The following is a 24,409-nucleotide window of genomic DNA, read 5'->3' as shown; positions in this document are numbered from 1 at the left end:
TACGGTGTGACACGTGTGTCCGTGAGGGTCGTCGACGAGGCCGGCGGCAGAAACACCCACGCCGCAATGGGTGTCGCGGTCGGTACACACTTGCCCGGCCGCCCGCATCTCCGGCACATGGACGCACACGTCTCCCCGTCCCGGATCGCCGGGCGCGCCCGCGCCCCGCCGTCGAAGAGCTACACCCACCGGGCGATCCTCGCGGCCGGCTACGGAGCGGGCACGACCGTCACGGACCCGCTGGACTCCGCGGACCCCAGAGCCACCGGTCGTGCGGTCGAGGCGTTCGGCGGGGAAGTCATGTGGACGGACGAGGGCGACGAGGACGACGGGGGTGACGACGGCGCCGAGGCCGTCGAGGTCACGGGGTTCGGGGGACGACCCGGCACTCCCGACGACGTGATCGACTGCGCGAACTCCGGGACGACGATGCGGCTGGTCACCGCCGCCGCCGGGCTGACTGACGGCCTCGCGGTCCTCACCGGGGACGGGTCGCTGCGGTCGCGTCCCCAGGGGCCGCTCCTCGACGCCGTCGCGTCGCTCGGGGGACGCGCGGAGTCGACCCGACGCAACGAGCAGGCGCCGCTGGTCGTCGGCGACGCGATGACCGGCGGGACGGTCGCCATCCCCGGCGACGTGTCCTCGCAGTTCGTCACCGCCCTGCTGATGGCCGGCGCGGTCACCGACGAGGGGATCGAGGTCGACCTGGAAACCGAGCTCAAGTCCGCGCCGTACGTCGAGATCACCCGCGAGGTGCTCGCCGACTTCGGCGTCGACACCGAGCGCACGGAGACGGGCTTTCGGGTGCCCGGCGGGCAGTCCTACGAGGCCGACGAGTACGCCGTCCCCGGCGACTTCTCCTCGATGTCGTACCTGCTCGCGGCGGGCGCCGTCGCCGCCGCGGAGGGCGAGACGGTCGTCGTCGAGGGCGCTCGCCCCAGCGCCCAGGGCGACTCCGCCATCGTCGACGTGCTCGACCGCATGGGCGCCGACATCGACTGGGACGAGGATACCGGCGAGATTACCGTCCGCGCGTCGTCGCTCTCGGGCGTCGAGGTCGACGTGGGCGACACGCCCGATCTCCTCCCGACGATCGCGGTGCTGGGCGCCGTCGCCGACGGCGAGACGAGGATCGTGAACGCCGAGCACGTCCGCTACAAGGAGACCGACCGCGTCGCCGCGATGGCCGAGTCGCTGGAGAAGTTGGGCGCCGAGGTGACCGAGAAGCAGGACTCGCTGACGGTCCACGGCGGCGAGTCGACGCTCGGCGGCGCGACAGTTCACGGCCGTGGCGACCACCGGCTCGTGATGGCGTTGACGGTCGCCGGGCTCGTAGCTGACGGCGAGACGACCGTCACCGGCGCCGAGCACGTCGACGTGTCGTTTCCGGGTTTCTTCGAGACGATGGCCGACTTGGGCGCGGCAGTCTCGACGGAGTAGGCGCCGCCGAGGCGAGTTGCGTCGCCGGTCGGACCTGTTCGGGGGATCTGCCGATCTGGACGGGTAACCCGCGCCGGTAGCCCGAGCGATTCACCGAAGCCGACGGACCACTCGCGAGAGCAGCGAGACCGCCGTTCCGAGTCCGGGCACGCGCGTGGAGAGCGCCGCGGCCCCGAGGAGCACGAGCGCCTCCTTCCGTCGGCCGCGGGCGAACGCCATCGCCGCGTCGACTACCGTCGATATCGTGCTGATCCTGCTCGCCGTCTGTCTGTTGAATCCGGACATGACTGGATGCGGATCTACGGTCGGTACGGTCATAGGCGTACTCCCGATCGGGTTGCAATCCTCGATATCGTCCACTGATTCGGTACAGAACAGATCAGTAGTCGGGGAGTGGTCGACGGATCGGGCGAGTCCTGCCGTCCGATCGAACGCCCTCGAACACGTCTCGACGACTCCACAATCGGAGGCAGCGAGAGTCGTTCCACCCTTCCGCCGCCGACGCCGTTTTCGCCGGGGCGACCGACCCCGTGGACATGACCGCGCTCGACACGCCGCCGTTCGCGTTCGACTACGATCCCGGCGCGATCCACTACGGTCGCGACTGTATCGCCGACCTCGGAGACGCGCTCGCCGAGCGCGACCGGGACACCGCGCTCGTCGTCTGCGGGTCGAACGTCGCCGGCAACGCCGAGCTGATGGACGCCGTCGGCGACGGGCTCGGCGACCGCCTCGCGGAGGTGTTCGCGGGCACGACGCCCGACAAGCGCCTGCGGGAGGCCGCCCGCGCTGTCGAGCACGCGGACGACCTCGGCGCGGACGCGTTCGTCCCCGTCGGCGGCGGCTCCAGCCTCGACGTGGCGACGGTCGCATCGGTGCTTCGTGCCCGCGGCCTGTCGCTCGACGACGCCCGCGCGGAAGTGGCCGAAACCGGCGGGATCGCGACCCCGGACGACCCCGCAACCCTGACGCCCCTGTTCCCCGTACCGACGACGCTCGCGGGCGCCGACCTGTCGGTCATCGCCGGCATCGCCGCCGAGGTCGACGACGGCGCGGGCGGCAGCGAGGTCGTCTCGACGGGCGTCGGGGGCGCGGACCTCATGCCGGAGGCGCTGTTCTACGATCCGGCGCTGTTCGAGACGACACCGGAGAGCGTGCTCGCGGGATCGGCGATGAACGGCTTCGACAAGGCGATCGAGTCGCTGTACTCCCGAAACCGAACCGCGGTCACCGATGCGACGGCGACCCGGGCGGTCCGCCTGCTGACGGACGGGCTCCCGGAGATGACCGACGACACGGCGGCGATGGACCGCGCGGTTGCCGGCGTCGTGCTCGCGCAGTACGGCATCTCGCGGCCGGGCGAGATGACGATCAACGTGATCCACGCGTTCGGCCACGGCCTTCGCGACGCGTTCGGCATCCAGCAGGGGCTGGCGCACGCGGCGGTCGCGCCTCACGCGTTGCGGGCGATGGCCGACGCCGGCGTCGATCTCTCGATGCTCACGGCGGCGTTCGGCGTCGGAACGGTCGAACAAGCGATCGCCGAGGTGGAGCGCGTCCGCGACGCGCTCGATCTACCGTCGTCGCTGTCGACGATCGACGGCGTCGACGACGGCGGGCTCGACGAGGCCGCCCACGTAACCGCGGCCGATTCGTTGCTGGCGTACGCGCCCGAGGGGTACGATCTCACGGAGGCCGACGCGCGGGCGGTGCTGGATGCGACATTCTAAGGGACCGATCGGACCGTCGACAACTCCACGGAACCCACCCCGCGTTCACCAACCGCTATGGGCGGCTGGCTCGTACCGCTCGGCATGAGCGATACGGACACCTCCGTTCCACGTCCCCCAGAGGCAGCACCAGGCCCAGACGGATTGCCCTTCCTCGGTTCGTTCCTGGAGAACCAGCGTGACTTCTTCGCCTTCCGCGACCGCGTCGCCGCCGAATACGGCGGCGTCGCACGCTACCAGATCCTCGGTCAGGACGTGTTCCTCCTGACCGACCCGGACGCCATCCGGCGCGTGCTCGTCACCGAGAACGAGCGGTACGTAAAGGGAGACCTGTTTCAGCAGCAGCTCCGGCCGGTGCTCGGCAACGGCCTGCTCAACAGCGAGGGCGACTTCTGGCGCCGGCAGCGACACCTGATCCAGCCGGCGTTCACGCCCGACCGCATCGCGGGCTACGCCGACATGATGGTCGAGACGACCGAGCGGACGAGCGCGCGCTGGGACGACGGCGAGGTCCGGAACGTCCACCGCGACATGATGGGGCTGACCCTCGATATCGTCGCCCGCGCGCTGATGGGCGTCGACATCCGCGACCGCACGCCCGCGATCGGCGGCGCGCTCGACACCGTGATGGAGCAGTCCGCCGGCGGCAGTCTGCTCGATCTCCTCCCGCCGTCGGTGCCGACACTCGGACGGGAGCGGCTCCGCGAGGCGGTCGCCTCGCTCGATCGCATCGTCGACGAACTGGTCGACGAGAAACGGCGCGCGCTTCGCGAGGGCGAGATCGAGCCCGACGCCGACGTGGTCTCGGCGCTGCTCACCGCTGAAGACGACGACGGGGAGCGCATGGCCGCCGAGCAGGTGCGCGACGAGGTGAAGACGCTGCTGTTGGCGGGCCACGAGACGACGGCGCTGTCGCTGACGTTCACGCTTCACCTGCTCGCACGTCATCCCGAAATCGAGCAACGGCTGCTCGATGAACTGGAGACCGAACTCGGCGACGACCCCGCGGGCTTCGACACCGTCCGCGATCTCGAGTACCTCGATCAGGTCGTCACCGAGTCGATGCGACTGCTCCCGCCGGTGCACGGGATCCTCCGGGAGCCGACCGAGGACGTGGAACTCGGCGGCTACCGGGTCCCCGAGGGGACACCGGTTGCGATCAGTCAGTGGGTCGTTCACCGCGATCCCGCCCACTATGATGACCCACTCGCGTTTCGGCCCGAGCGGTGGACCGACGAGATGGAGCGGGATCTGCACCCGCTGGCGTACTTCCCGTTCTCCTCGGGACCGCGTCGGTGCGTCGGCGACCGCTTCGCGCTGCTGGAGGCGAAGCTGATCCTCGCGACGCTGCTGCGCCGGTTCGCGTTCGAGGTGGTCGACCCGGTCGACCTCGAAGCGAATCTGGAAGCGAGCATCACCACCCGGCCCACGCAGCCCGTGCGGATGCGGCTTCACGAGCGCAACTGAGGCGGTCACGGTTCTCTCCGCGGGCGCCTCCGCGCCGGCGGTTCTTCGCACCTTCGCCGCATTTTATACCGCCGACCCACCGAACACGGGCATGAACGGCAACGAGTTCGGCCGGCTGTTCCGGCTGACCACCTACGGCGAGAGCCACGGCGAGGCCATGGGTTGTACGGTCTCGGGAGTCCCGGCCGGCGTGGAACTGGACGAGGAGCGCATTCAGCGCGAGCTCGACCGCCGCAAGCCGGGCCAGTCGATGATCACGACCAGCCGCGGCGAGCCCGACGAGGTGGTGATCAACTCCGGGCTCCAGGACGGCTACACCACGGGAACGCCGATCGGGATGGTCATCCAGAACAAGGACGCCCGCTCGGGCAAGTACGAGCCCTTCGTCACCGCGCCCCGTCCGAGCCACGGCGACTACACCTACTCCGCGAAGTTCGGCACGCGAAACTGGGGCGGCGGCGGGCGCTCCTCGGCGCGCGAGACGGTGAACTGGGTCGCCGGCGGCGCCGTCGCGAAGGCGGTGCTCGACCAGAGCGACTACGACGTACAGATCAAAGCCCACGTCAACCAGATCGGCGACATCGTCGCGCCCGACGTGAGCTTCGAGGAGATGCTCGAACACAGCGAGGAGAACGAGGTCCGCTGCGCGCACCCGGAGACAGCGGAGGAGATGCGTGAGTTGATCGACGAGTACCAGCAGGCGGGCGACTCCATCGGCGGGTCCATCGAGTTCGAGGCGCGCGGCGTCCCCCGTGGGCTCGGCGCGCCACGGTTCGACTCCGTCCCCGCGCGACTCGGGCAGGCGATGATGTCCATCCCCGCGACGACGGCCTTCGAGTTCGGCCTCGGTCGGGACGCCCGCGAGGTCACGGGCCACGACCGCAACGAGAACTGGGAATTCGACGATGGCGACCACCCCGAGACAGTCAGCGAGGAGGGCGATCCGGTGCCGGTCGGCAACGATCACGGCGGCCTTCAGGGGGGGATCACTACCGGCGAGCCGATCTACGGCGAGGTGACCTGGCACGCGCCGACCTCGATCCCGAAAGAGCAGACGACCGTCGATTGGGAGACCGGCGAGGAGAAGCAGGTCCAGGTCGTCGGCCGTCACGACCCCGTACTTCCGCCGCGGGCGGTGCCGGTCGTCGAGGCGATGCTGTACTGTACCGTGCTGGACTTCATGCTGCTCGGCGGACGGATCACCCCCGATCGGCTGGACGGACGGGTGGGACAGTACGACACCGAGTATCACCCGAGCAGCCCCGAGAACGAGGAGTAAACCGCGTTAGACTGGGAAGTCGACGAACGCGTCCGTTCGTTCGCTCATTGTCGCGATTCGACGAACTCCCGAATATCGGCGGCGGAGGATCCTTCGATCGGATCAGTACCCCAACGGAACGCCGGGATGGACCCCGCGTCGACGCCGCTGTCGCGGCCGAACTCGCGGTCGGACAGCGTCTGGTTCCGCCGCCGGCGAGCTTCTGCCGCCTCGAGTACCGCGTCGCCGTCGACGCCGATCTCCGCAGCCGACGCCCGCAGTAGGTCGAACGAGTAGTCGGGGGCCGCCTCGACGAGCAGTTCGTGAAACCGCCACGCGTCGGCGCGGGTGCCGCGGGCGCGGACCTCGAACACCGCGCTCGGGAGCAGCATCGACCACTCGTTGACCGGAAGCGGGTACATGAGCAGCGTCGGACGGAACGCGTCGTCCGCGAGCAGGTCCGACAGCTTCGGGAACTCCTCGCGCCACCACCGGATCGACGGCTCGTGGGCGTAATCGAAACAGACGAGCACGAGCGTGCCGCCGCCCGCGTAGATCTGCTTCACGCCGGCGTAGGGCGTGCGGGTCCCCTCGCGATAGCCGAAGGTCTCCGTCTCCTCGGCGGTCGTGAACTTCTCCGTGTGCCAACCGCTGCGGGGTTCGTCGCTGTCGGAGTCGCCGCGCAGCCAGCCGAGGCAGCCCGAGGTTCCGACGAGTGTAGCGGTACCTGTGGCCGCGAGGAAGCGTCTTCGCGTCGAGTCGTGGTCGAGACGTATCATGGTTCGTTTTCCTCCCCCGGGTTAGCGTCACAGAAATTCACTGTCGCGTACGTTCGCCCGTCCTCGGTGATATATATCCCGACGCCGATGGTGTCGTGGCTCGGAAGGAGCATCCCCGTGTTGTGTTCCGGGGACCGGATGAATCCCCGAAGGATGACCTCTGCGAGCTCCTCTTCCGTTTGCGTGTAGCTCCTGTTCCAAAAGACACCTCTGAGATTTTCACCACCGCCACCGCAGGCATAACTGCTTTCCTGGACCCGGTCGGTGAACGTCTCACCATCGGGATTGGTGTGGTTGAAAAAGTCCCGTGTGGCCATATCGTATGAGTGATGGCGGGCGATACGGGCAAGTCGGGGGTCTGAGACTAATCGCCCAGAATCACTATCTGCCCGATAGTCATTTATTTTATCGACTAATATAATTTCAGATAATGTAACATTAACATCCTCCCGTGGAGTTTTATTTTCTAACGGGGTGGGTGTATCGACCTCGCTATCCGACTGATGATGGCCAAATTTCGGCGGTTGCGGGCTGGAACCTTCCATTTCTACTGGCTCTTGGCTACGGACGATCGGTTCGGGATTCGATCCGACAGAGGAGAGACATCCAGCTAACGATATCATCGCGATAAGTGCGAGTGCAGTCGTGTGTCTTCTATTCACGGTCTCGACCTCGGTTGGGACAGATCGGTTCGAACGGTTGTGATTGTCATAGTGCCAGTAATAATTTATTGAATTTATATATTTGTAATTAGTCGTCAGCACATTACTGAATCGTGATTGCTCTCCTCAGATCCACACCGAACCTCGACTGTGCGGAGAGTTCCAGAAATGTATGTTCCAGGCTCAGGTCTCTTGAGTGATTGTTCCTGTCTGACGGTGCTTCCTTCACGTTCCCATAACCACTCGGTCCAGGAGTCCGTTTCCGCGAAGGTTTCCGTGGTAACTGTGAATTCACGCTCGCTCGCGTACTCGTGGTACTGAACAGTCTGTGTTCGTTCGACCTCGGTCTTGTACAGGTAGTCGGTGTCATAGTACGTGTAGCCACTGTGGTCGTGGCCAGTGTACCAGACATCGGTATCGTATCTCCAGTTAGAACACTCGCGCGAGAATCCGCCGTACGGACTCGGAGCGAGATCCCAGTTTGTACACGTTCGTGTGGTTCGACTGTGTCGCTCGCGGTCGTGGTCGTGTCCATCGCCCACGACCACGCGCTCGGTTCTGGTCTCGCCGGTGAAACTCCATCCCGAACGCCGGAATCGGTTCGAGAGCCACTGGTATTTATCCTCGTAGTACGTCCGTTCCTCGGTACGAACGTTCCGTTCCACGAGCTGCCAGTCGTCTCCTGTTCCGTCGGGGTCCGACTGCCTGACGCGAGTGATCCGGCGCGATCGCTGCTCAACACTCGTCCCGGTCGATACCCAGTTGTCTCCGAGCATCGACGGTCGGCCCGCGTCGGCCCTCACAGATACTGTTCGTCCTGTGAAGTAGGTCCCGGAGTCGTATACCGATCTCTTGAACCAGTTTTTCCCTGTTGGTGATTCCTCAGATATAACGCGTTCAATCGTGTTACTGGTGCTCTCATACCAGTACTCTGTGTACGTCTTCGGTCGTACGTTGATATCGACGGTTTTCAGCGCTTCACCGTTCGGACCCTGCGTCGAGATGAGTCTCACCTTGTACGTTCCAGGGTCATCGTACGTGTGAGCGATCTTGACGTTCCGCAGCCCTGATGTTCCAGATCCCCGTGCGGATGTACCGTCACCGAAGGCGAGACGGTAATTCTGGTTCGACCCGACGACGAACTCGACCTGCTCGCCGGGTTCAACCTCCAAACTGTTCTTCCTCGCGGAATCGCCCGATTTCATCGCATAGAATACGATTTCGTCGTGCGTCTGTACCGATTGAACGCGACTTATCCACTTCTGTTCGTCCCGATCGCCGTCCGCGTCGACGGCCGAGAGTGAAACCTCCCTCGTGACCTTGCCGCCGTGTTCGGAGACGAACATATGACGGATCTCAGTGTCTCGGGTGCCCGAGAATCGGCCGAGCGTATCGACGACGACGGCTCGATTCGTGTCGTTGACTCGCCACGTCGCGCGAACGATCTTCGGCTCTTCATGTGTGACCGTTGCGAGAAATTCGTAGGTACCGAGTTCTACGGAGTCTGTTTCCGACGTCTGTTCCGTGTCATCAGTGGCGTATCTCGATGAGATCTCCGAGATGTGGGGAACGGATTCTCCAGTCCCGAAACTCGTCTGCATCTCCACGTTCGTCTCCTTCACTGCGGTCACGCTGTTACCCTCGTCGTCCGTAACCGTCGCCGAGACCTCCACCGTCTCACCCAGGACGCCCTCGATCCCGACGTGGTTCACGTACCGACTCGACTCGCGCTCAAGTTGGTTCTGCGGGGGATCCCAACTGATCGTCAGCTCCCCGCCGTCCGGATCGTACGCCTCCAGCGTGTACTCCTGTGTGCTCCCCATGGGCGCGGTGTCGGGGCCGTCGATCGAGACCACCGGCGGTCCCTCGTCGTACACCTCGACAGTCTTCCTGGCCGTCGTTCGCGCCCCGTCGTCGTCGACGACGACACCGCGCAGCGTGTACGTCCCCGTCCGTGAGAACGTGCGCTCGATGACCGCCCCGGTCTCGGAGCGTTCGGGCCATAGTCGTCGAACGACGGTTCCGTCCGGGTCGCTTCCTCGGAGAACAAACGTCGCGTCGTGGCCGGACGCGACTCGGTCCGGTCCCTCGATACGCGCGGTCGGGTCCTCGTTACTCGGATCGGCGGACGCTTCCGCGACGTCACCGTCCGGTGTCAGCACACGGACGGATTTCCGGAACGTCGCCGTCGCGCCGTCGTCGTCAGTGACGCGAACGCTGAACACGAACGTCTCGCCCGCCGGGAGATCGACGGTGCGGTCGACCTCGCGGGTCGATCGCCCGTCCGACCAGGCGTACGACGTGACCTCCCCGTCGGGGTCGTACACGTCGGCGGTGAACGTGGCTCGCTCGCCGCGGACGACGCTGTCCGGTCCGTCGATACCGCCGACCGGCGGCTCGTTCGGCTGCGGCGTCGAGTTCTCCGATGCGGTCTCGTCGCTTCCCACCTCAGGATCGCCGACGTCGACGTACAGTGTGTCACTTCGATGGACTCCGTGATCGTCTGTAACGGTCAGCGTGACCTCGTATCGGCCGACCGTCGACGCGGTGAACGTCGTCGACACCGCGGTCGGATCGTTCGGTTCGATCTCCCGACCGTCAGGGGTGCGGATCGACCACTCGTGGGCGACAAGCTCGCCGTCGGGATCGAGGGATCCGCCGCCGTCCAGCCACACAACAGTGCCGCGTTCGACGTGTTGATCGAGACCCGCGTCGGCAAGCGGCGGGTCGTTCTCCGCCACCTCGTGTGCGGCGACCGACGCGGGAACGGCCGCCACGACGAGGAGTGCCGCGACGGCCAATGGAACGCATCTCATGTCCTGACGCGAGATGTCTCGGTATCTATTATAAGATTTTAGGATCTATTTGGAAAAATTATCTGTTCGGATAGAGTAGTCAGTGCCGTTCGTGTCGCGCCGATAACACTCCGTAGAGCTCTGATTCCCGTCAACATCGTTGATACCCAGCAGATCAGGTTGGCTGCGGCGGTTACGGATCGACCGGACGAGCGATCGTACTGATGAGCGATCGCTCGTCCGGTCGATCCCGAAACCCTCACGATCGACCCTTTGCGAACCTATAGCAAGGCATTTGTTCCGGGCAGAACAATCGTCAAACACTGCCCATCGGAGGGCCGATCAGTACCTATGTCAGCCGACGAACTCATCTGGCGGATCGCTGGCGGGTCGGGGGACGGTATCGCCTCGACCAGTCAGAACTTCGCCAAGGCCCTGATGCGGTCGGGGCTGCACGTCTTCACGCATCGTCACTATCCCTCGCGCATTCGGGGCGGCCATACCTACGTCGAGGTACGCGCCTCCGCTGATCCCGTCAAGTCACGGGGCGACGGCTACAACTTCCTGCTGGCGCTGGGCGACTCGTTCGCCCGTAACCCGCAGGAGGAAGCCTACTACGGGAACGAGGAGGCCAAGCCGCTCGCGGAGAACCTCGACGAGCTCCGCGAGGGCGGCGTCATCGTCTACGATTCGGGCCTGCTCGACCCCTCGGAGGTCCCGAACTTCGACGAACGCGTCGAGGAGAACGACTGGCACGTATACGACATCGACCTCCGGTCGCTCGCGCGCGAGCAGGGCCGGGAGGTCATGCGCAACACCGCCGGGGTCGGCGTTACGTGCGCCATCACCGGCATTCCGCTCGAGGCCATCGAGGAGTTGATGCGGGACGCGATGCCCGAGAAGATCCTCGAGCCGAACGTCGAGATCATGGAGACGGCGCACGACCTCGTCCGCGAGGAGTACGACGTCGACGCTCCCGACGTGTCCGTCCCCATGGGCGAACACGACGAGGATCAGCTGCTCATGTCCGGCTCCGACGCCATCGCCTACGGCGCCATCGACGAGGGGTGCCGCTTCATCGCGGGCTACCCCATGACGCCGTGGACCGAGGTGTTCACCATCATGAGCCAGAACCTGCCCGAGCTGGGCGGGATCTCCGAGCAGGTCGAGGACGAGATCGCGGCGGCCGCGCTCGCCATCGGCGCCTCACACATGGGCGTCAAGGCGATGTCCGGCTCCTCGGGCGGCGGGTTCGCCCTGATGGGCGAGCCGCTCGGCCTCGCGGAGATGACCGAGACGCCGCTGGTGCTCATCGAGGCGATGCGCGCCGGTCCCTCGACGGGGATGCCGACGAAGCCCGAGCAAGCGGACCTGGAACACGTCCTGTACACCTCACAGGGCGATTCCCAGCGCGTCGTGCTCGCGCCCGGCACCGTCGCCGAAGCGTACGAGGCGTCGCGCCGCGCGTTCCAACTGGCATACGAGTATCAGATCCCGACGATGATCATCTACGATCAGAAGCTGTCGGGCGAGCTGACGAACGTCCCGGCCTCGCACTTCGACCGCGAGCCCAACGGCGACATCGGCATGACGCTCACCGAGGACGAGCTGGCCGACCAGCCGCACACGGACGACGGCAAGTTCCACCGCTTCCAGCACGAGGGCGAGGACGGCGTCTCGCCGCGCTCGGTGCCCGGTCAGAAGGGCGGTCGCTATCTCGCGACCGGCAACGAACACAACCCGGCGGGCCACATCGACGAGGATCCCGACAACCGCGTCGCGCAGATGAACCGTCGCCAGCGCAAGCTCGACGCCATCCGTGCCGACCTCGACGACGACGGCCTGCTCATCGAGTACGGCCCCGAGGACGCCGAATACGGCATCCTCACGTTCGGTTCCCAGCAGGGGACCGTCGAGGAGGCGGTCGACCGTCTCAACGAGAACGGTACGTCGGTGAAGGCGCTGACGGTCGCCGAACTCGCGCCGTACCCGATCGACGCGGTTCGGTCGTTCCTCGACTCCGTCGAGGAGGCGCTCGTCGTCGAGATGAACGCGTCCGCGCAGTTCCGCGGCCTGACGCAGAAGGAGCTCGGCACGCACGGGGAGATGCTCTCCTCGCTGCTGAAGTACAACGGCAACCCCTTCGAACCCGCGGAGATCGTCGAAGGGTTCACCACGAAGATCGTCGAGGACGGGGAGCTCCCCGGCAACGAGACGAAGTTCGTGCCCGCGGCAGGTGACTGACAATGAGCGCATTCAGTGCAATCGGCGAGGAACGAGAGGTCGACCGCAACGAGTACACGCCCGAGATCGAACCGCAGCCGACGTGGTGTCCGGGCTGTGGCGACTTCGGCGTCCTGAAGTCGCTGAAGGGCGCGCTGCCCGAGGTCGGGCGCACGCCCGAGGAGACGCTGCTGGTCACCGGGATCGGCTGTTCGGGCAAGCTGAACAGCTACCTCGACAGCTACGGGTTCCACACGATCCACGGCCGCTCGCTCCCGGTCGCACGCGCGGCCAAGCTCGCCAACCCCGGCGTCGAGGTCGTCGCCGCCGGCGGCGACGGCGACGGCTACGGCATCGGCGGGAACCACTTCATGCACACCGCCCGGGAGAACCACGATATGACGTATATCGTGTTCAACAACGAGATCTTCGGGCTGACGAAGGGGCAGACGTCCCCGACCAGCCCGAAGGGGCACAAATCGAAGACCCAGCCCCACGGCTCGGCGAAGACGCCGATCCGCCCGCTGTCGCTGTCGCTGACCTCCGGCGCGTCGTTCGTCGCCCGGACTGCGGCGGTAAACCCGAACCAGGCCCAGCGCATCCTGAAGGAGGCAATGGAGCACGACGGGTTCGCGCACATCGACTTCCTGACGCAGTGTCCGACGTGGAACAAGGACGCCAAGCAGTACGTCCCGTACACGGACATCAACGAGTCCGACGACTACGACTTCGACCCGACCGACCGCGCGGAGGCCCAGGAGCTGATGCGCGAGACCGAGGACAAACTGTACGAGGGCGAGGTGCTCACCGGCGTCTACTACCGCGACGACGACCGCCTCTCCTACCAGCAGGAGAAACAGGAGATCGGCGAGATGCCCGACGAACCGCTCGCGGAGCGGTACTTCGACGACGACTACGAGTGGGAGCGCTCGTACGATCGGTTCATCGACAAACACAAGTGAGCGAACGGCGGGAGTGAGCGACCGAACCGCACGACTGCGGTATGGTCGAGGCGTTCACGCCGTGGATTGACGCCTACACGAGTCCCGTTTTCTCATTCGCAAGGTATTTTTTCTGCGGCGCGAAATCATATGACAATGAGTGCCTCCTCGACGGCCGACCGCATCCTCGAAGCGCTCGAGGAGGATGCGCAGGCATCCTATGCCGAGATCGCCGACCGCGCCGGCGTCTCGAAGCCGACCGTGCGCAAGTACATCAATCAACTCGAAGACGAGGGCGTCATCGTCGGCTACTCCGCCGAGATCGACCCCAAGAAGCTCTCCGGGCAGACGATCGCGCTCGTCGGCATCGACGTGGATAGCGAGCGCTACGTCGAAGCGACGCGCGCGTTGAAGGAGCTCGAGTCGGTGGTCTCGCTGTACACGTCCTCGGGCGACCACATGTTCATGGCGGAGGTCCGCGCGGCCGACGGCGACGAGCTCGGCGACGTGATCTCCGAGGAGATCGGGGGCGTCAAGGGGGTCACTGCAGCGCATCCCTCGGTCCTGCAAGAGCGGCTGAAGTAGGGCGGGTCGTCGGACGCGAGGCACTCCTCCCCCGGTCGTTCCACTTCGACGGCGACCGGCCGGAGCGCGGGAGCGTGTTCGGTCGGAAAAACGATCGGCAGTCGCGGGATCGGCGACGGCCGTACAGCCATCGCCGCCCGAGGCCGGAACGAGCGTTCGTGGATGACGGGGCGTCGGCGCGCTCCCCCGCCGGATCAGCTACCCGACGAGCTGCTGCCTGACGGACTGCTCTCTTCGGCCTTCTCTTCGGCCTTCTCTTCGGCTTTTTCCGCCTTCTCGGACGCTTGCTCTCCGGTCTTCTCCGTCTTCTCGGAGGCTTTCTCGCCGGCCTCCTCGGTCCGCTCGGACGCCTTCTCGCCCGCTTGCCGGACCTGTTCGCCGGCCTCCTGCGACTCTTCCTCGACGCGGTCGGCTATCGTCTCGCTGCCCTTCTCGATCTGTTCTGCGGCCCGCTCGGTCGTCTCCTTGGTCCGCTTCGCGGCCTTGTTCGTGACGCTCTCGATCATCTCCGACGGCTTCCGCGACGACTTCCCCATCCAGTAGCCGATCGCGACCACGCCGCCGAGGAGCAGCAGCGCGAGCTTCCCCCCGCCCCCACCCTTCGACTCGTTCGCGGGCCTGATCTCGACGATCTTGTCGTTCGATCCGGTGATCACGTCCGTCACCGCCTTCTGAAGCTGTTCGTCCATCGGGGTCCCCGTGGACTCGGTCGGTCGCTTGTCCGCGGACTCGGATGTACGCTTGCGGAGTGGGAGTTTCATGGTACTAACGGTGAGTTCGGGACGCACACAAAAGAGCGGTCGGCTCATCACAGGACCGATGGAACGTGCCTCGGGCTCGCTACGGGCGGAGCCGCCCGTCGTCGTCCCGTCCCCCAGATACCGACCGAGTTCACTTCCACTCCGGACCGGCAAGGTTGACGGTGGTCCGGGCTCCACCCCCGCACATGGAGGAGACGCTTCCGGGGGCGCCGACGTCGGACGACGGCGGCGAGCGCGTCGTCCTCCACGTCGACATGGACTGTTTTTACGCCTCCTGTGAGCGGTTGAAGGAACCCGAACTCGCGGGCGACCCCGTCGTCGTCGGGATGGGGTACGAGCCGGGCGAGACGATCGGTGCGGTCGCGACCGCGAGCTACGAGGCGCGCGAGTTCGGCGTCGAGTCGGCCCAACCCATCTCTCAGGCGCTGGAGCGGCTTCCCCGCCTGGTCGAGGCGGACCCGGATGACCCCGACGCGCCGGACCCCGCGGAGGCCGGACACTACCGCCCCGTCGACATGGCGTTCTACAAGGACGTCGCGTCGACGGTGAAGGCGGTCATCCACGACGTGGCCGACACGGTGCGGGAGGTAAGCATCGACGAGGCGTACCTCGACGTGACCGACCGAACCTCGTGGGAGGCCGTGGGAGCAGGCGACGACGGTGCCGGCGACGGCGCGGGACCGGACCGCACGCTCGCGGAGGGGCTCGCCCGCCACGTCCGCGAGCGCATCGAACGGGAGGCGGGCGTGCCCGCCAGCGTCGGCGTCGCGCCGAACATGGCGACCGCGAAGGTCGCTTCCGATCACGACAAGCCCGAGGGGCTCACCGTCGTCGAGCCCGGCGAGACCGCCGACTTCCTGGCGCCGCTGTCCGTCTCCGACATCCACGGCGTCGGCCCGGTCACCGCAAGCGATCTCGCGGACATGAGCATCGAGACTGCCGGCGACCTCGCGGCGGCGGACCCGGCGGACCTGGAGGCGCGATTCGGCTCGCGCGGCAGGGAGTTCCACGAGCGCGCGAACGGCCGGGACGACCGCGAGGTGACGCCCACGGGGCGCCCGAAGTCGCTGTCGCGTGAGTCCGCCGGCCGGACCGCCGACACCGGGACCCAACGCGAGCGGGTTCGCGCCCTCGCGGCCGACGTGGCCGAGCGAGCGCACTCGCGCGGGGCGATGTACCGCACCATCGGCGTGAAGGTGGTTCACCCGCCGTTCGACGTGAACACCCGCGCCGACTCGCTTCCGGGGCCGGTCGACGACCCGGATCTCGTCGAGGAGGTCGCCCTCGACCTCCTCGAGGAGTTCACGGGCGAGGAGGTCAGAAAGCTCGGCGTTCGGGTCTCGAACCTCTCGTTCGCCGCCGAGGAGCAGGCGACCCTCGGTGGATACGAGGGGGCGTCGGACGCCGCGGGGTCGGGGACCGGAGAGACGGGGTCCGACCGGACACCCGATCGCACGGGTGGCGCCGTCGGCGACGAGGACGAGGTGGTGCGTCGGTCAACCGACAGTGACGCGACACTCGACGAGTGGGCTGACGAGGGAGACCCGGACGCCGAGCGGGAGCGCCGGGGGCGACGGCGTCGGGGGCAGATCGACCTCGGGGAGTTCGAGTAGCGCGAGAAGCCGCCGACGGACCTTTCGGCCGCGGACGACACTGGTCGGGTATGGCAGGCGTCGCGACCGGACTCGTGCTCGGGAGCCTCGTGGGCGCGGTAGCGACGGCCGCGGGGTCGTACTTCGTGTTCCGCCGGCGGCGACGCGCCGAGACGGACCACCTCCGGCTCGCGTTCCGGACCGAACTGGAGGCGCTGTCGCACGTGGCCGACCTGGCCGAGGAGGACCGCTACGAGGCGCTCGCTGCGAGCGTCGAACCGCCGCAGGTGTATGAGAGCAACGCCGACCGCGTGGGACACCTGACGGACCGCGAGGTGGAGACGCTGGTCGCCTTCTACACGGACCTGTACTGGCTCCGCGACCAGCAGGACATCGAGGACAAGAAGGAGCGCGCCGACGAGGTGGCGCGCAAGTGGCACGAGGCGGTCGAAGCGGTCCGGGCGGCCGGCTGACCGGCCGCGTTCGCCAGTGTCGCTCGCCGCCGGCACACCCTGTTTACAGCCGTCGCCGTCCGCTCGCGCCGACGGCGTCGGCGAACAGCGGCAGCGCGGGGATGACCGTCTCGACCGGCCCGCCGTTGAACTCGGCGAACAGCCCGGCGATGTCGTCGACCGCGTCGCCGTCGAACCCCGCCGCCAGCGCCGCCTCCCGCGAGAGCGCCGGGCGGTAGGCCAGCCCCTCGACGTACTCGCCGACGACCGCCGACGCGTCCGCGAGGGCGGCCTCGAAGTCGTCCGAACGCAGGGCCGGTTCGAGGTCGTCCCACAGTCGGTCGAGGAAGCCGGGCCACTGCGCGAGACAGCGGTAGACACTCGGGAGCCCCTCGTCGAACCCGTGGAACTCCCGGATCGACGCGACGGTCGCCGCGGCCGATTCGGGGACGGCGTCGACGGCGACCATCGAGGGGTCGAGCCCGCGGTCGGCGTCCAGCCCCGCGGGGTACGGCTCGGTCGCGGCCTGGTCGTCGGGCACCGCGGTCGCCACGTCGCCGCCGTTCATCGCCCGGTCGACCAGCTCGAACAGCACCCCGAGCCGCGGCGCGACGGCGTCGAAGGTGCCGATCTGGCCGCGCAGCTCCCGTGCCTCCGCCGGCGCGAGGGCGAGGTCGCCGGGGCGGTAGCGGGGGCCGTCGACGGCCGAGCGCACGGCGTCGCGGTACGCGACCGACGCCTCCGCGAACGCGCGCGTCTCGAAGGCGGGCTTCACCTGGCCCCACAAGTACCGGGTGAACTCGGGGTGGTTCGCGGTCGCAGTCCGCCAGATCCAGTTGACGACCGGCGCGCGGAAGGTGTGTCGGATGTCGTCGTACATGCCCGCTCGCCAGCCGGTCGCGTCGGTCGCGTGGAGTTCGAGGCTCGTGTCCATGGAGGTCGGTCTCCGTGCTCGACCGTAAATCCGCCCGGACGTGTGGCGGGTGTACGGGCGCGGCTTGGCTTGGCCGCGGGCTGGACGGACCGCGTGAACCGTTCTCGGGTTCGGACCGCGTTCGGCTCCGCGTCAGACGCACGTCGGACGCGACTGCCGAGGTTTAAGCCCGGTGGGGAGCCAGGGTTCGGTAATGAGTGACGAGACGATCACCGTCGCGGACGTGAGCGACGGGACCGGCGGGGAGTCGGGCCTGTCCGCCGGGACACCCATCTCGCTCCCGGTCGTCGAGATCCTGACGGGTCGCGGATTCATCACCGGGAAATCGGGCAGCGGCAAGTCCAACACCGCCTCGGTCGTCATCGAGAAGCTGCTCTCGAACAGCTTTCCGGTGCTCATCGTCGACTCCGACGGGGAGTACTACGGGCTGAAAGAGGAGTTCGAGATCCTCCACGTCGGCGCCGACGAGGAGTGCGACATCCAGGTGTCGAGCGAGCACGCGGGCAAGATCGCCTCGCTCGCCTTAGAGGAGAACGTCCCGATCATCCTCGACGTCTCGGGTTATCTCGACGAGGACGAGGCCTCCGATCTGATCCGCGAAACGGCCAGACAGCTGTTCGCGAAGGAGAAGAAGCTGAAGAAGCCGTTCTTGATGCTCGTCGAGGAGTGTCACGAGTACATCCCCGAGGGCGCCGGGATGGACAAGACGGGCAAGACGCTGATCAAGATCGGCAAGCGGGGGCGCAAGCACGGCCTCGGCATCGTCGGCATCTCCCAGCGCCCGGCCGACGTGAAAAAGGACTTCATTACCCAGTGCGACTGGCTGTGCTGGCACCGGCTCACCTGGGACAACGACACGAAGGTCGTCTCGCGCATCCTCGGCAACGACTACGGCGAGGCCATCGAGGACATGGACGACGGGGAGGCGTTCCTGATGACCGACTGGGCCGAGTCCATCAGGCGAGTGCAGTTCCACCGCAAACAGACGTTCGACGCGGGCGCGACGCCCGGCCTCGACGACTTCGAGCGGCCCGACCTCAAGTCGGTCTCCGGGGATCTGGTCTCGGAGCTGCAGACGATCACGGACGAGCGCGAACGGACCGAGTCCGAACTCGCGGACCTCCGACAGGAACTCGACAAGAAGGACCAGCGGATCATCCAGCTCGAACGCGAACTGGAGGAGGCGCGCGATATGTCGGAGATGGCCGACACCTTCGCGCAGGCGCTGCTGCAGAAGGCGGATGCGCCGTATCGCGGCGGGACCGGCCGCTCTCCCGGCGGGGATCCGACCGTTCCCGGGCCGGGGTCGCACGACGGCTCCGCGCCGGAGCCGCAGCGCCGCGACGGGGACGCCGCGTTCGGCCGTCCGCCAGCGGACGACCAAGCCGAACTCCACGACTACGAGGAGCCGACCACCCCGGCGGACGGGACGCCCGGACCAGCCCAAGCGGCTAACGGGGTGGACGAGCGTGACGGCGACGCTGCTGCGTCCGAGGACGCCGAGGAGCAGGTGGCCGCCGCGACCGCCACAGTCGCCGACAACGGAACCGCGGCGGCGACGGTGGAGGGGAGCGATGCCGCCGGCGACGCTGGCGACGCCGGGAGCGACGCGAGCGACGAGCGCGTCAGGAGCGCGGTGCCGCCCACCGACGGGGTCGACATCTCGCCGGCGCGCTCCCGCTCGGGGTTCGACGGCGTCGAGGACGCGGCGGCGTTCCTCGACGGCGACGAACTGCGCCACCGCGAGGCCGTCGTCGCAGGGGTCGCCCGCGCGGTCGAGTCGCTGGAGGGCGTGACCCGAGGGATGCTCGGCGCCTACCGACGTGCCGGCCGCACGACGCCCGTGGAGGCCCACCGCGCCGCCGACGGCTCCGGCGACCGCCGGTACGCGTACGCTCGCAACAAGGTGCTCCGACGTGCCGGCTTCGTGGAACACCGCAGCCGCGGCGAGTACGCCTACACGCTCCCGGCGCTCGTCCGGCGCGTGTACGGCGAGCACACCGACGAACAGGACCTCGTCGAGGTGATCGCGGAGATCGAAGCGCGCGCCGGCCTCGACCCGGATGTGGCGCCATGACGCTGAAGCTGCCCCCCAGCGGCGAGGATCGGTGGCGGCTCGCGACGCACGCCCGGGTGATCGTCTACGAGACCGACGACGGCAACGAGCTCCTCACCGTGTACGACTGCGGCGCCGCACAGAAGCCGCCGTCCGCGCAGGTGATCGGCAACCTCGTTCGGGTGAACGCCGATCACGAACTCGAACGCGGGCCCACCGGCTACGCCGTGAGTATGCGTGAGCCCGCGGATCTGGTGAAACAGGACGAGCACCACTACGTGATCGAGGCCGTGGAGTGAGTCCCCGGCACGTCAGTGGATACCACACCGGGGCAAGCCTCTTGTCGCGTCCCACGAACGTTCACTCAATGGAGACCTCTTCTTCGTCCCGCTGACCGCCGCGTCGGCGAGGACGTGTCGGTCGGCACGGCGAGGGTGACCGCATCCCCGAGACGGACGGCCGATCGGACGAACGACTGCGGGCCGGGCCCGTCGGGACTCCCCTCCCGGCGGCGACGGGCGCGCGGTCACGACACACAGTGAACGTACGAGACAGACTCGACGGCGGGCGAGCGGTCGTCGCCGCCCGCGACGCGGATGAGACGCCCGACACGACGGAGATCCGGCGCCTCGCGGAGGCGGCGGGCTACGACGTGGTCGGCGAAGTAACCCAGCGGCGCACGGAGGACCTGCGGTACAACCTCGGCGGCGGGAAGGCACGGGAACTGGCGGACGTCGTCGCCGAGCGCGACGCGGACGCGGTCGTGTTCGACGGCGAACTCTCGCCGGGGCAGTACACCGATCTGCTGGATCTGTTCCCGGCGGGGACGACGCTGACGGATCGCTACCGGTTGGTCCTGGAAATATTCGCCGACGGCGCCGGATCGACGGCCGCGACGACGCAGGTCGATCTGGCGACGCTGCGGTACGAGCTCCCCCGGGTACGCCGCGCGACCGAGGAGTCGCTGTTGAACGCGGCGACCGAGAAGGGGTCACCCGTCCTCGACATGGAGAAACGTATCGACGCGATGGAGGCGAAACTCGACGAGCTGACCGACGCGGCCGCCGACCGTCGGGCGCGACGGCGCGCGGAGGGGTTCGATCTGGTCGCGCTCGCGGGCTACACGAACGCGGGGAAGTCGACGCTGCTGCGCCGTCTGGCGGACGACTTCGACGCGGAATCCTCGCTCGACGACGCGTCCGGCGACGACGGCCGAAACGACGACCACACGGAATCGATAACCGTCGAGGACCGCCTCTTCGAGACGCTGGAGACGACGACGCGGCGGGCGACGCTGGACGGGCGACGGGTGCTCCTCACCGATACGGTCGGGCTGGTGGCGGATCTCCCGCACGATCTGGTTCGCTCGTTCTCGGCGACGCTCGACGAGATCGGCGCCGCCGCCGCCGTGCTCGCGGTGGTCGACGCCAGCGCCGACGAGGAGCGGCTCCGCCGGCGCGTCGAGACGACCGTCGAGGTGCTCGCGGCCGACGCGACGGGACCCGTCGTTCCCGTGGTGAACAAGGTGGACCGGCTGGACGCCGCGGGCCGCGAGGCCGCGCTCGGGGTCGTCGCGGACGTGCTCGCCGAGGCCGGCGTGGAGACCCGCGAGCCCGTGGCGATCAGCGCGCTCGACGGAATCGGAGTCGACGGCCTTCGCGACGCGGTGGTCGGGGCGCTTCCGGGTTCGACGGCGACGTTCGAGCTGCCGCCCTCGGGGGAGTCTCGGGCGTTCGTCTCCTGGCTCCACGAGCGCGGCGACGCCGACGTGACGTACGGTCCCGAGTCGATCGAGATATCGTTCGCGGGCAAGCCGTCGGTCGTCGACGAGGCGGAGCGTTGGGCGGCCGACCTCCGGTCGGACGGCCGCGAGGGGTAGCCGAAGGCACATCCCCGTCGAGCGCCTTCCGTCGGTATGGACGTGACGCTCGAACTCCCGACGGGCGAGACGGTCGGGACGGACGAGGTGTTCGGCTTCAACGGCTACCCGTACCGGTTCCGCCCGCTCGACCACGCGGAGTACGCGTTCGCGCTCTCGCCGCTGGTGTGGGGCGGCGGCGACATGGACGTGCCCTTCGAGGACCGCACGGAGCTTCGCGAACAGTGGGGCCCCGAGTCGCGCGGTGTCCTCACCGACGAGGAGTGGCGCGACTGGCTGGTCGAGGCCCGGGCGGACGACCGCTTCGGCGACGACGAACTCGACGCGATCGAGCGCGAACTCTTCGGGGACGACGGAGGGTTGCTCGACCGCGTGAGGCGGACGTTGGGCGGCGACTGAGTCGCGGAACGAACGCCGACGGACGGGCCGCCCGGTGTGAGCACGCTTAAGAAGCGTCCACCACTTCTCTCGCGCATGAACACGCGCGACCTCTCGGCGAACGTGCCGTACGTCCCCGGCCGCGGCGTCGAGGAGGTGGCCCGCGATCTCGGGCTCGACCCGGAGGAACTGGTGAAGCTCTCCTCGAACGAGAACCCGTTCGGTCCCTCGCCGAAGGCCGTCGAGGCGGCGAAGGACGCCGCCGAAGCCGCCCACGTGTACCCGAAGGCGGCTCATGCGGATCTCACCGAGGCGCTGGCCGAGACGTGGGATCTCGATCCCGAGCAGGTGTGGGTGAGTCCGGGCGCCGACGGCGCGCTGGATTACCTCTCGCGGGCGATGCTTTCGCCCGGCGACCGGGTGCTCACGCCCGAGCCGGGGTTCGCCTACTACCCGATGAGCGCCCGCTATCACCACGGCGAGGTGGCGACCTATCCCGTCGTGAAGGCCGATGGGTTCGCACAGACGGCCGACGCGATCCTCGACGCCTACGACGGCGAGCGGATCGTCTACGTGACGACCCCGCACAACCCCGCCGGGACCGAGCTCCCGCGCGAGGAACTCGTCGCGCTGCTGGAGGGCGTCGACGAGGAGACGCTCGTCGTCGCCGACGAGGCGTACGGCGAGTACACCGACACGCCGTCCGCAGCCGGCCTCCTCGACGAGTACGAGAACGTCGCGGTCACGCGCACCTTCTCGAAGGCGTACGGCCTCGCGGGACTGCGCATCGGCTACGCGCTCGTCCCCGAGGCGTGGGGCGACGCGTACGCCCGCGTGAACACGCCGTTCGCCGCCAACGCCGTCGCGCTCGACGCCGCGCTCGCGGCGCTTTCGGACGACGAGCACGTCGAGCGGAGCGTCGAGTCGGCGAAGTGGGCTCGGGAGTATATCGCGGACGAGTTGGACGCGCCCACGTTCGAGAGCGCCGGCAACTTCGTCCTCGCGGAGGTGGGCGACGGGAGCACCGTCGCCGAGCGCGCACAGGAGCGGGGCGTCATCGTCCGCGACACCGGCTCGTTCGGACTTTCCGAGTGCGTCCGGATCTCCTGCGGGACCGAAGCGGAGACCCGCGAGGCGGTCGCGACGCTGAACGAGGTGCTCGCGGACCTGGAGCCCGGGGTCGAAGCGTGACCGACGGCGACGACGCGACGGCCACGGACGGCGATGCCGATGTCGACGCCGACGGCGGGGCCGACCCGCCATCCGGTCCGGTCGACCGCCTCGTCGTCACGGGCACGCCCGGGACGGGCAAGACGACGGCGACTGACCTGCTGGCCGAGGATCGCGGCGTCCCGGTCGTCCACCTCAACGACCTGATCCGCGAGGAGGGACTGTACACCGAGCGCGACGAGGAGCGCGACTCGCTCGTCGCCGACCTCGACGCGGTGGCCGAGCACCTCGGCGAGTGGACGGGCGTCGTCGACTCTCACCTGGCGCACTATCTCGACGCCGACCGCGTCGCGGTGCTGCGGTGCCGCCCCGACGTGCTCGAACGACGGCTCGTCGAGCGCGGCGAGGGCGAAGCGAGCGCCCGCGAGAACCGCGAGAGCGAGGCGCTCGACGTGATCCTCGGGGAAGCTGTCGAGCGCTTCGGGGAGGATCAGGTGTACGAGATCGACACCACGGACCGGGACCCCGAAGCGGTCGCGACCGAACTCGGGCGCGTGCTCGACGGCGACCGCGAGCCCTCGGCGGGCGAGGTCGACTTCGTGGAGTACCTATGACGCTGGATCAGTTCAGACCTCTCGCGGAGAAGGGACTGTCGCCGTTCGTCCGCGCGGCCGATGCGATCGGGCTTTCGCCGGACGGCGTGAGCGTGCTCGCGTTCGTGTGTGCGGTCGCCGCGGGTGTCGCGTTCGGCCTCGCGCCCCCCTCGGAGGCGCCGTTGTCGTACGTCGCCGGGTCGGCGCTCGTGTTCGCGAACGGGTGGCTCGACCTCGTCGACGGCGCGCTCGCCCGGGCACAGGGGACCGACTCCTCCGGCGGCGACCTGCTGGACCACGTGCTCGACCGCTACGCGGATATCGCGGTACTCGTGGGGCTCGCCGCAGGGATCGGCCGCTACGGCCTCGGCCTCGCTGCCGTGACGGGCGTGTTGATGACCTCGTATCTCGGCACACAGATCCAGGCTGTCGGTATCGGCCGCGAGTACGGCGGGCTGCTGGGCCGTGCGGACCGTCTCGCGCTCGTCGGCATCGTCGGCGTCGTCGCCGCGGCGGTGCCCGACCCGCTGGTCGCCGGACTCGGCGTGGTCGGCCTGCTGCTCGTCGTGTTCGCGGTCGTCGGCCACTTCACCGCGCTCCAGCGCTTCTGGGGTGCGTGGACGGATATCCGGTGACCGAATCGGTGACCCGGCCATCGGCGTCGAATCCACGGCGACGATAGTCGAGTCACGCGATTCGACGGGGCGACACGTG

At 68.0% G+C, this 24,409-nt stretch carries 22 protein-coding genes; 16 read left to right on the top strand and 6 right to left on the bottom strand.

Translation table 11 applies throughout. The features are described from left to right. Positions 1–117: 117 nt before the first annotated feature. On the top strand, positions 118–1,440 hold the full coding sequence (gene aroA, locus ABJD39_RS13165; protein WP_348609525.1) for a 3-phosphoshikimate 1-carboxyvinyltransferase: 1,323 nt from the start codon (positions 118–120) through the stop codon (positions 1,438–1,440). 90 nt (positions 1,441–1,530) lie between these two features. On the opposite strand, the gene ABJD39_RS13160 is transcribed toward aroA, so the two are convergent. Continuing rightward, the gene (locus ABJD39_RS13160) at positions 1,531–1,725 is read right to left on the bottom strand and encodes a hypothetical protein (RefSeq protein ID WP_348609522.1); all 195 of its coding nucleotides are present in this window, start codon (positions 1,723–1,725) and stop codon (positions 1,531–1,533) included. A 251-nt stretch (positions 1,726–1,976) separates the two neighbouring features. Between ABJD39_RS13160 and ABJD39_RS13155 the strand changes: the two genes are divergently transcribed. From ABJD39_RS13155 to aroC, 3 genes are all read left to right on the top strand, one after another. Further along, on the top strand, positions 1,977–3,170 hold the full coding sequence (locus tag ABJD39_RS13155) for an iron-containing alcohol dehydrogenase family protein (RefSeq protein ID WP_348609519.1): 1,194 nt from the start codon (positions 1,977–1,979) through the stop codon (positions 3,168–3,170). Between the two features lie 84 nt (positions 3,171–3,254). Beyond that, entirely contained in the window at positions 3,255–4,637 is a 1,383-nt protein-coding gene (locus ABJD39_RS13150; protein WP_348609516.1) for a cytochrome P450, read from the top strand. A 91-nt stretch (positions 4,638–4,728) separates the two neighbouring features. Further along, positions 4,729–5,916, top strand: coding sequence for a chorismate synthase (gene aroC / locus ABJD39_RS13145; protein ID WP_348609513.1), 1,188 nt, complete (start codon positions 4,729–4,731; stop codon positions 5,914–5,916). A 44-nt stretch (positions 5,917–5,960) separates the two neighbouring features. On the opposite strand, the gene ABJD39_RS13140 is transcribed toward aroC, so the two are convergent. The 3 genes from ABJD39_RS13140 to ABJD39_RS13130 form a co-directional block, all read right to left on the bottom strand. Next, positions 5,961–6,674: a DsbA family protein gene (locus ABJD39_RS13140; protein WP_348609510.1), complete on the bottom strand. Its 714-nt coding sequence runs from the start codon at positions 6,672–6,674 to the stop codon at positions 5,961–5,963. Continuing rightward, entirely contained in the window at positions 6,671–7,219 is a 549-nt protein-coding gene (locus ABJD39_RS13135; protein ID WP_348613649.1) for a CAP domain-containing protein, read from the bottom strand. The genes ABJD39_RS13140 and ABJD39_RS13135 overlap by 4 nt, the downstream gene beginning before the upstream one ends. Before the next feature lie 212 nt (positions 7,220–7,431). Beyond that, complete coding sequence (locus tag ABJD39_RS13130; protein ID WP_348609507.1) at positions 7,432–10,137, bottom strand: PKD domain-containing protein; 2,706 nt, start codon at positions 10,135–10,137, stop codon at positions 7,432–7,434. 345 nt (positions 10,138–10,482) lie between these two features. Here ABJD39_RS13130 and ABJD39_RS13125 point away from each other — a divergent pair, with 345 nt between their 5' ends. The 3 genes from ABJD39_RS13125 (at position 10,483) to lrpA1 (ending at position 13,880) form a co-directional block, all read left to right on the top strand. Beyond that, positions 10,483–12,375: a 2-oxoacid:acceptor oxidoreductase subunit alpha gene (locus ABJD39_RS13125; protein ID WP_348609504.1), complete on the top strand. Its 1,893-nt coding sequence runs from the start codon at positions 10,483–10,485 to the stop codon at positions 12,373–12,375. Positions 12,376–12,377: 2 nt separating this feature from the next. Further along, positions 12,378–13,316 (top strand): thiamine pyrophosphate-dependent enzyme, encoded by a 939-nt coding sequence (locus ABJD39_RS13120; RefSeq protein WP_348609501.1) that lies wholly within the window; start codon positions 12,378–12,380, stop codon positions 13,314–13,316. A gap of 135 nt (positions 13,317–13,451) precedes the next feature. Next, complete coding sequence (lrpA1, locus tag ABJD39_RS13115) at positions 13,452–13,880, top strand: HTH-type transcriptional regulator LrpA1 (RefSeq protein WP_348609499.1); 429 nt, start codon at positions 13,452–13,454, stop codon at positions 13,878–13,880. A 194-nt stretch (positions 13,881–14,074) separates the two neighbouring features. Here the strand turns inward: lrpA1 and ABJD39_RS13110 are convergent, their stop codons facing one another. Further along, positions 14,075–14,641, bottom strand: a complete 567-nt coding sequence (locus ABJD39_RS13110) for a hypothetical protein (RefSeq protein ID WP_348609497.1) — start codon at positions 14,639–14,641, stop codon at positions 14,075–14,077. A 185-nt stretch (positions 14,642–14,826) separates the two neighbouring features. Between ABJD39_RS13110 and ABJD39_RS13105 the strand changes: the two genes are divergently transcribed. Beyond that, a complete protein-coding gene (locus tag ABJD39_RS13105) occupies positions 14,827–16,254 on the top strand; it encodes a DNA polymerase Y family protein (RefSeq protein WP_348609495.1) in 1,428 nt (475 codons plus the stop codon). A 50-nt stretch (positions 16,255–16,304) separates the two neighbouring features. Further along, the gene (locus ABJD39_RS13100) at positions 16,305–16,706 is read left to right on the top strand and encodes a hypothetical protein (RefSeq protein ID WP_348609492.1); all 402 of its coding nucleotides are present in this window, start codon (positions 16,305–16,307) and stop codon (positions 16,704–16,706) included. A gap of 43 nt (positions 16,707–16,749) precedes the next feature. Here ABJD39_RS13100 and ABJD39_RS13095 read toward each other — a convergent pair whose 3' ends face one another. After that, positions 16,750–17,619: a halocarboxylic acid dehydrogenase DehI family protein gene (locus tag ABJD39_RS13095; RefSeq protein ID WP_348609489.1), complete on the bottom strand. Its 870-nt coding sequence runs from the start codon at positions 17,617–17,619 to the stop codon at positions 16,750–16,752. 193 nt (positions 17,620–17,812) lie between these two features. Between ABJD39_RS13095 and ABJD39_RS13090 the strand changes: the two genes are divergently transcribed. The 7 genes from ABJD39_RS13090 (at position 17,813) to ABJD39_RS13060 (ending at position 24,330) form a co-directional block, all read left to right on the top strand. Then, positions 17,813–19,696, top strand: a complete 1,884-nt coding sequence (locus ABJD39_RS13090) for a helicase HerA domain-containing protein (RefSeq protein ID WP_348609486.1) — start codon at positions 17,813–17,815, stop codon at positions 19,694–19,696. Continuing rightward, a complete protein-coding gene (locus tag ABJD39_RS13085) occupies positions 19,693–19,974 on the top strand; it encodes a hypothetical protein (protein ID WP_348609484.1) in 282 nt (93 codons plus the stop codon). Before ABJD39_RS13090 ends, ABJD39_RS13085 begins: the two co-directional genes overlap by 4 nt. A 239-nt stretch (positions 19,975–20,213) precedes the next feature. Beyond that, positions 20,214–21,554, top strand: a complete 1,341-nt coding sequence (hflX, locus tag ABJD39_RS13080; RefSeq protein WP_348609481.1) for a GTPase HflX — start codon at positions 20,214–20,216, stop codon at positions 21,552–21,554. Positions 21,555–21,590: 36 nt separating this feature from the next. Further along, a complete protein-coding gene (locus tag ABJD39_RS13075; protein WP_348609478.1) occupies positions 21,591–21,953 on the top strand; it encodes a hypothetical protein in 363 nt (120 codons plus the stop codon). A gap of 75 nt (positions 21,954–22,028) precedes the next feature. Beyond that, positions 22,029–23,123, top strand: coding sequence for a histidinol-phosphate transaminase (hisC, locus tag ABJD39_RS13070; RefSeq protein ID WP_348609475.1), 1,095 nt, complete (start codon positions 22,029–22,031; stop codon positions 23,121–23,123). A 137-nt stretch (positions 23,124–23,260) separates the two neighbouring features. Further along, positions 23,261–23,716 (top strand): adenylate kinase family protein, encoded by a 456-nt coding sequence (locus ABJD39_RS13065; RefSeq protein ID WP_348613648.1) that lies wholly within the window; start codon positions 23,261–23,263, stop codon positions 23,714–23,716. Continuing rightward, positions 23,713–24,330: a CDP-alcohol phosphatidyltransferase family protein gene (locus ABJD39_RS13060; protein ID WP_348609472.1), complete on the top strand. Its 618-nt coding sequence runs from the start codon at positions 23,713–23,715 to the stop codon at positions 24,328–24,330. Before ABJD39_RS13065 ends, ABJD39_RS13060 begins: the two co-directional genes overlap by 4 nt. The last annotated feature ends 79 nt before the right edge of the window (positions 24,331–24,409 follow it).

It is taken from the genome of Halobaculum rarum, assembly GCF_040025155.1.
GTDB classification, from domain to species: Archaea; Halobacteriota; Halobacteria; order Halobacteriales; family Haloferacaceae; genus Halobaculum; species Halobaculum rarum.
Note: the sequence above shows the minus strand (reverse complement) of the source record. Positions and strands in the feature narration are given on the sequence as shown.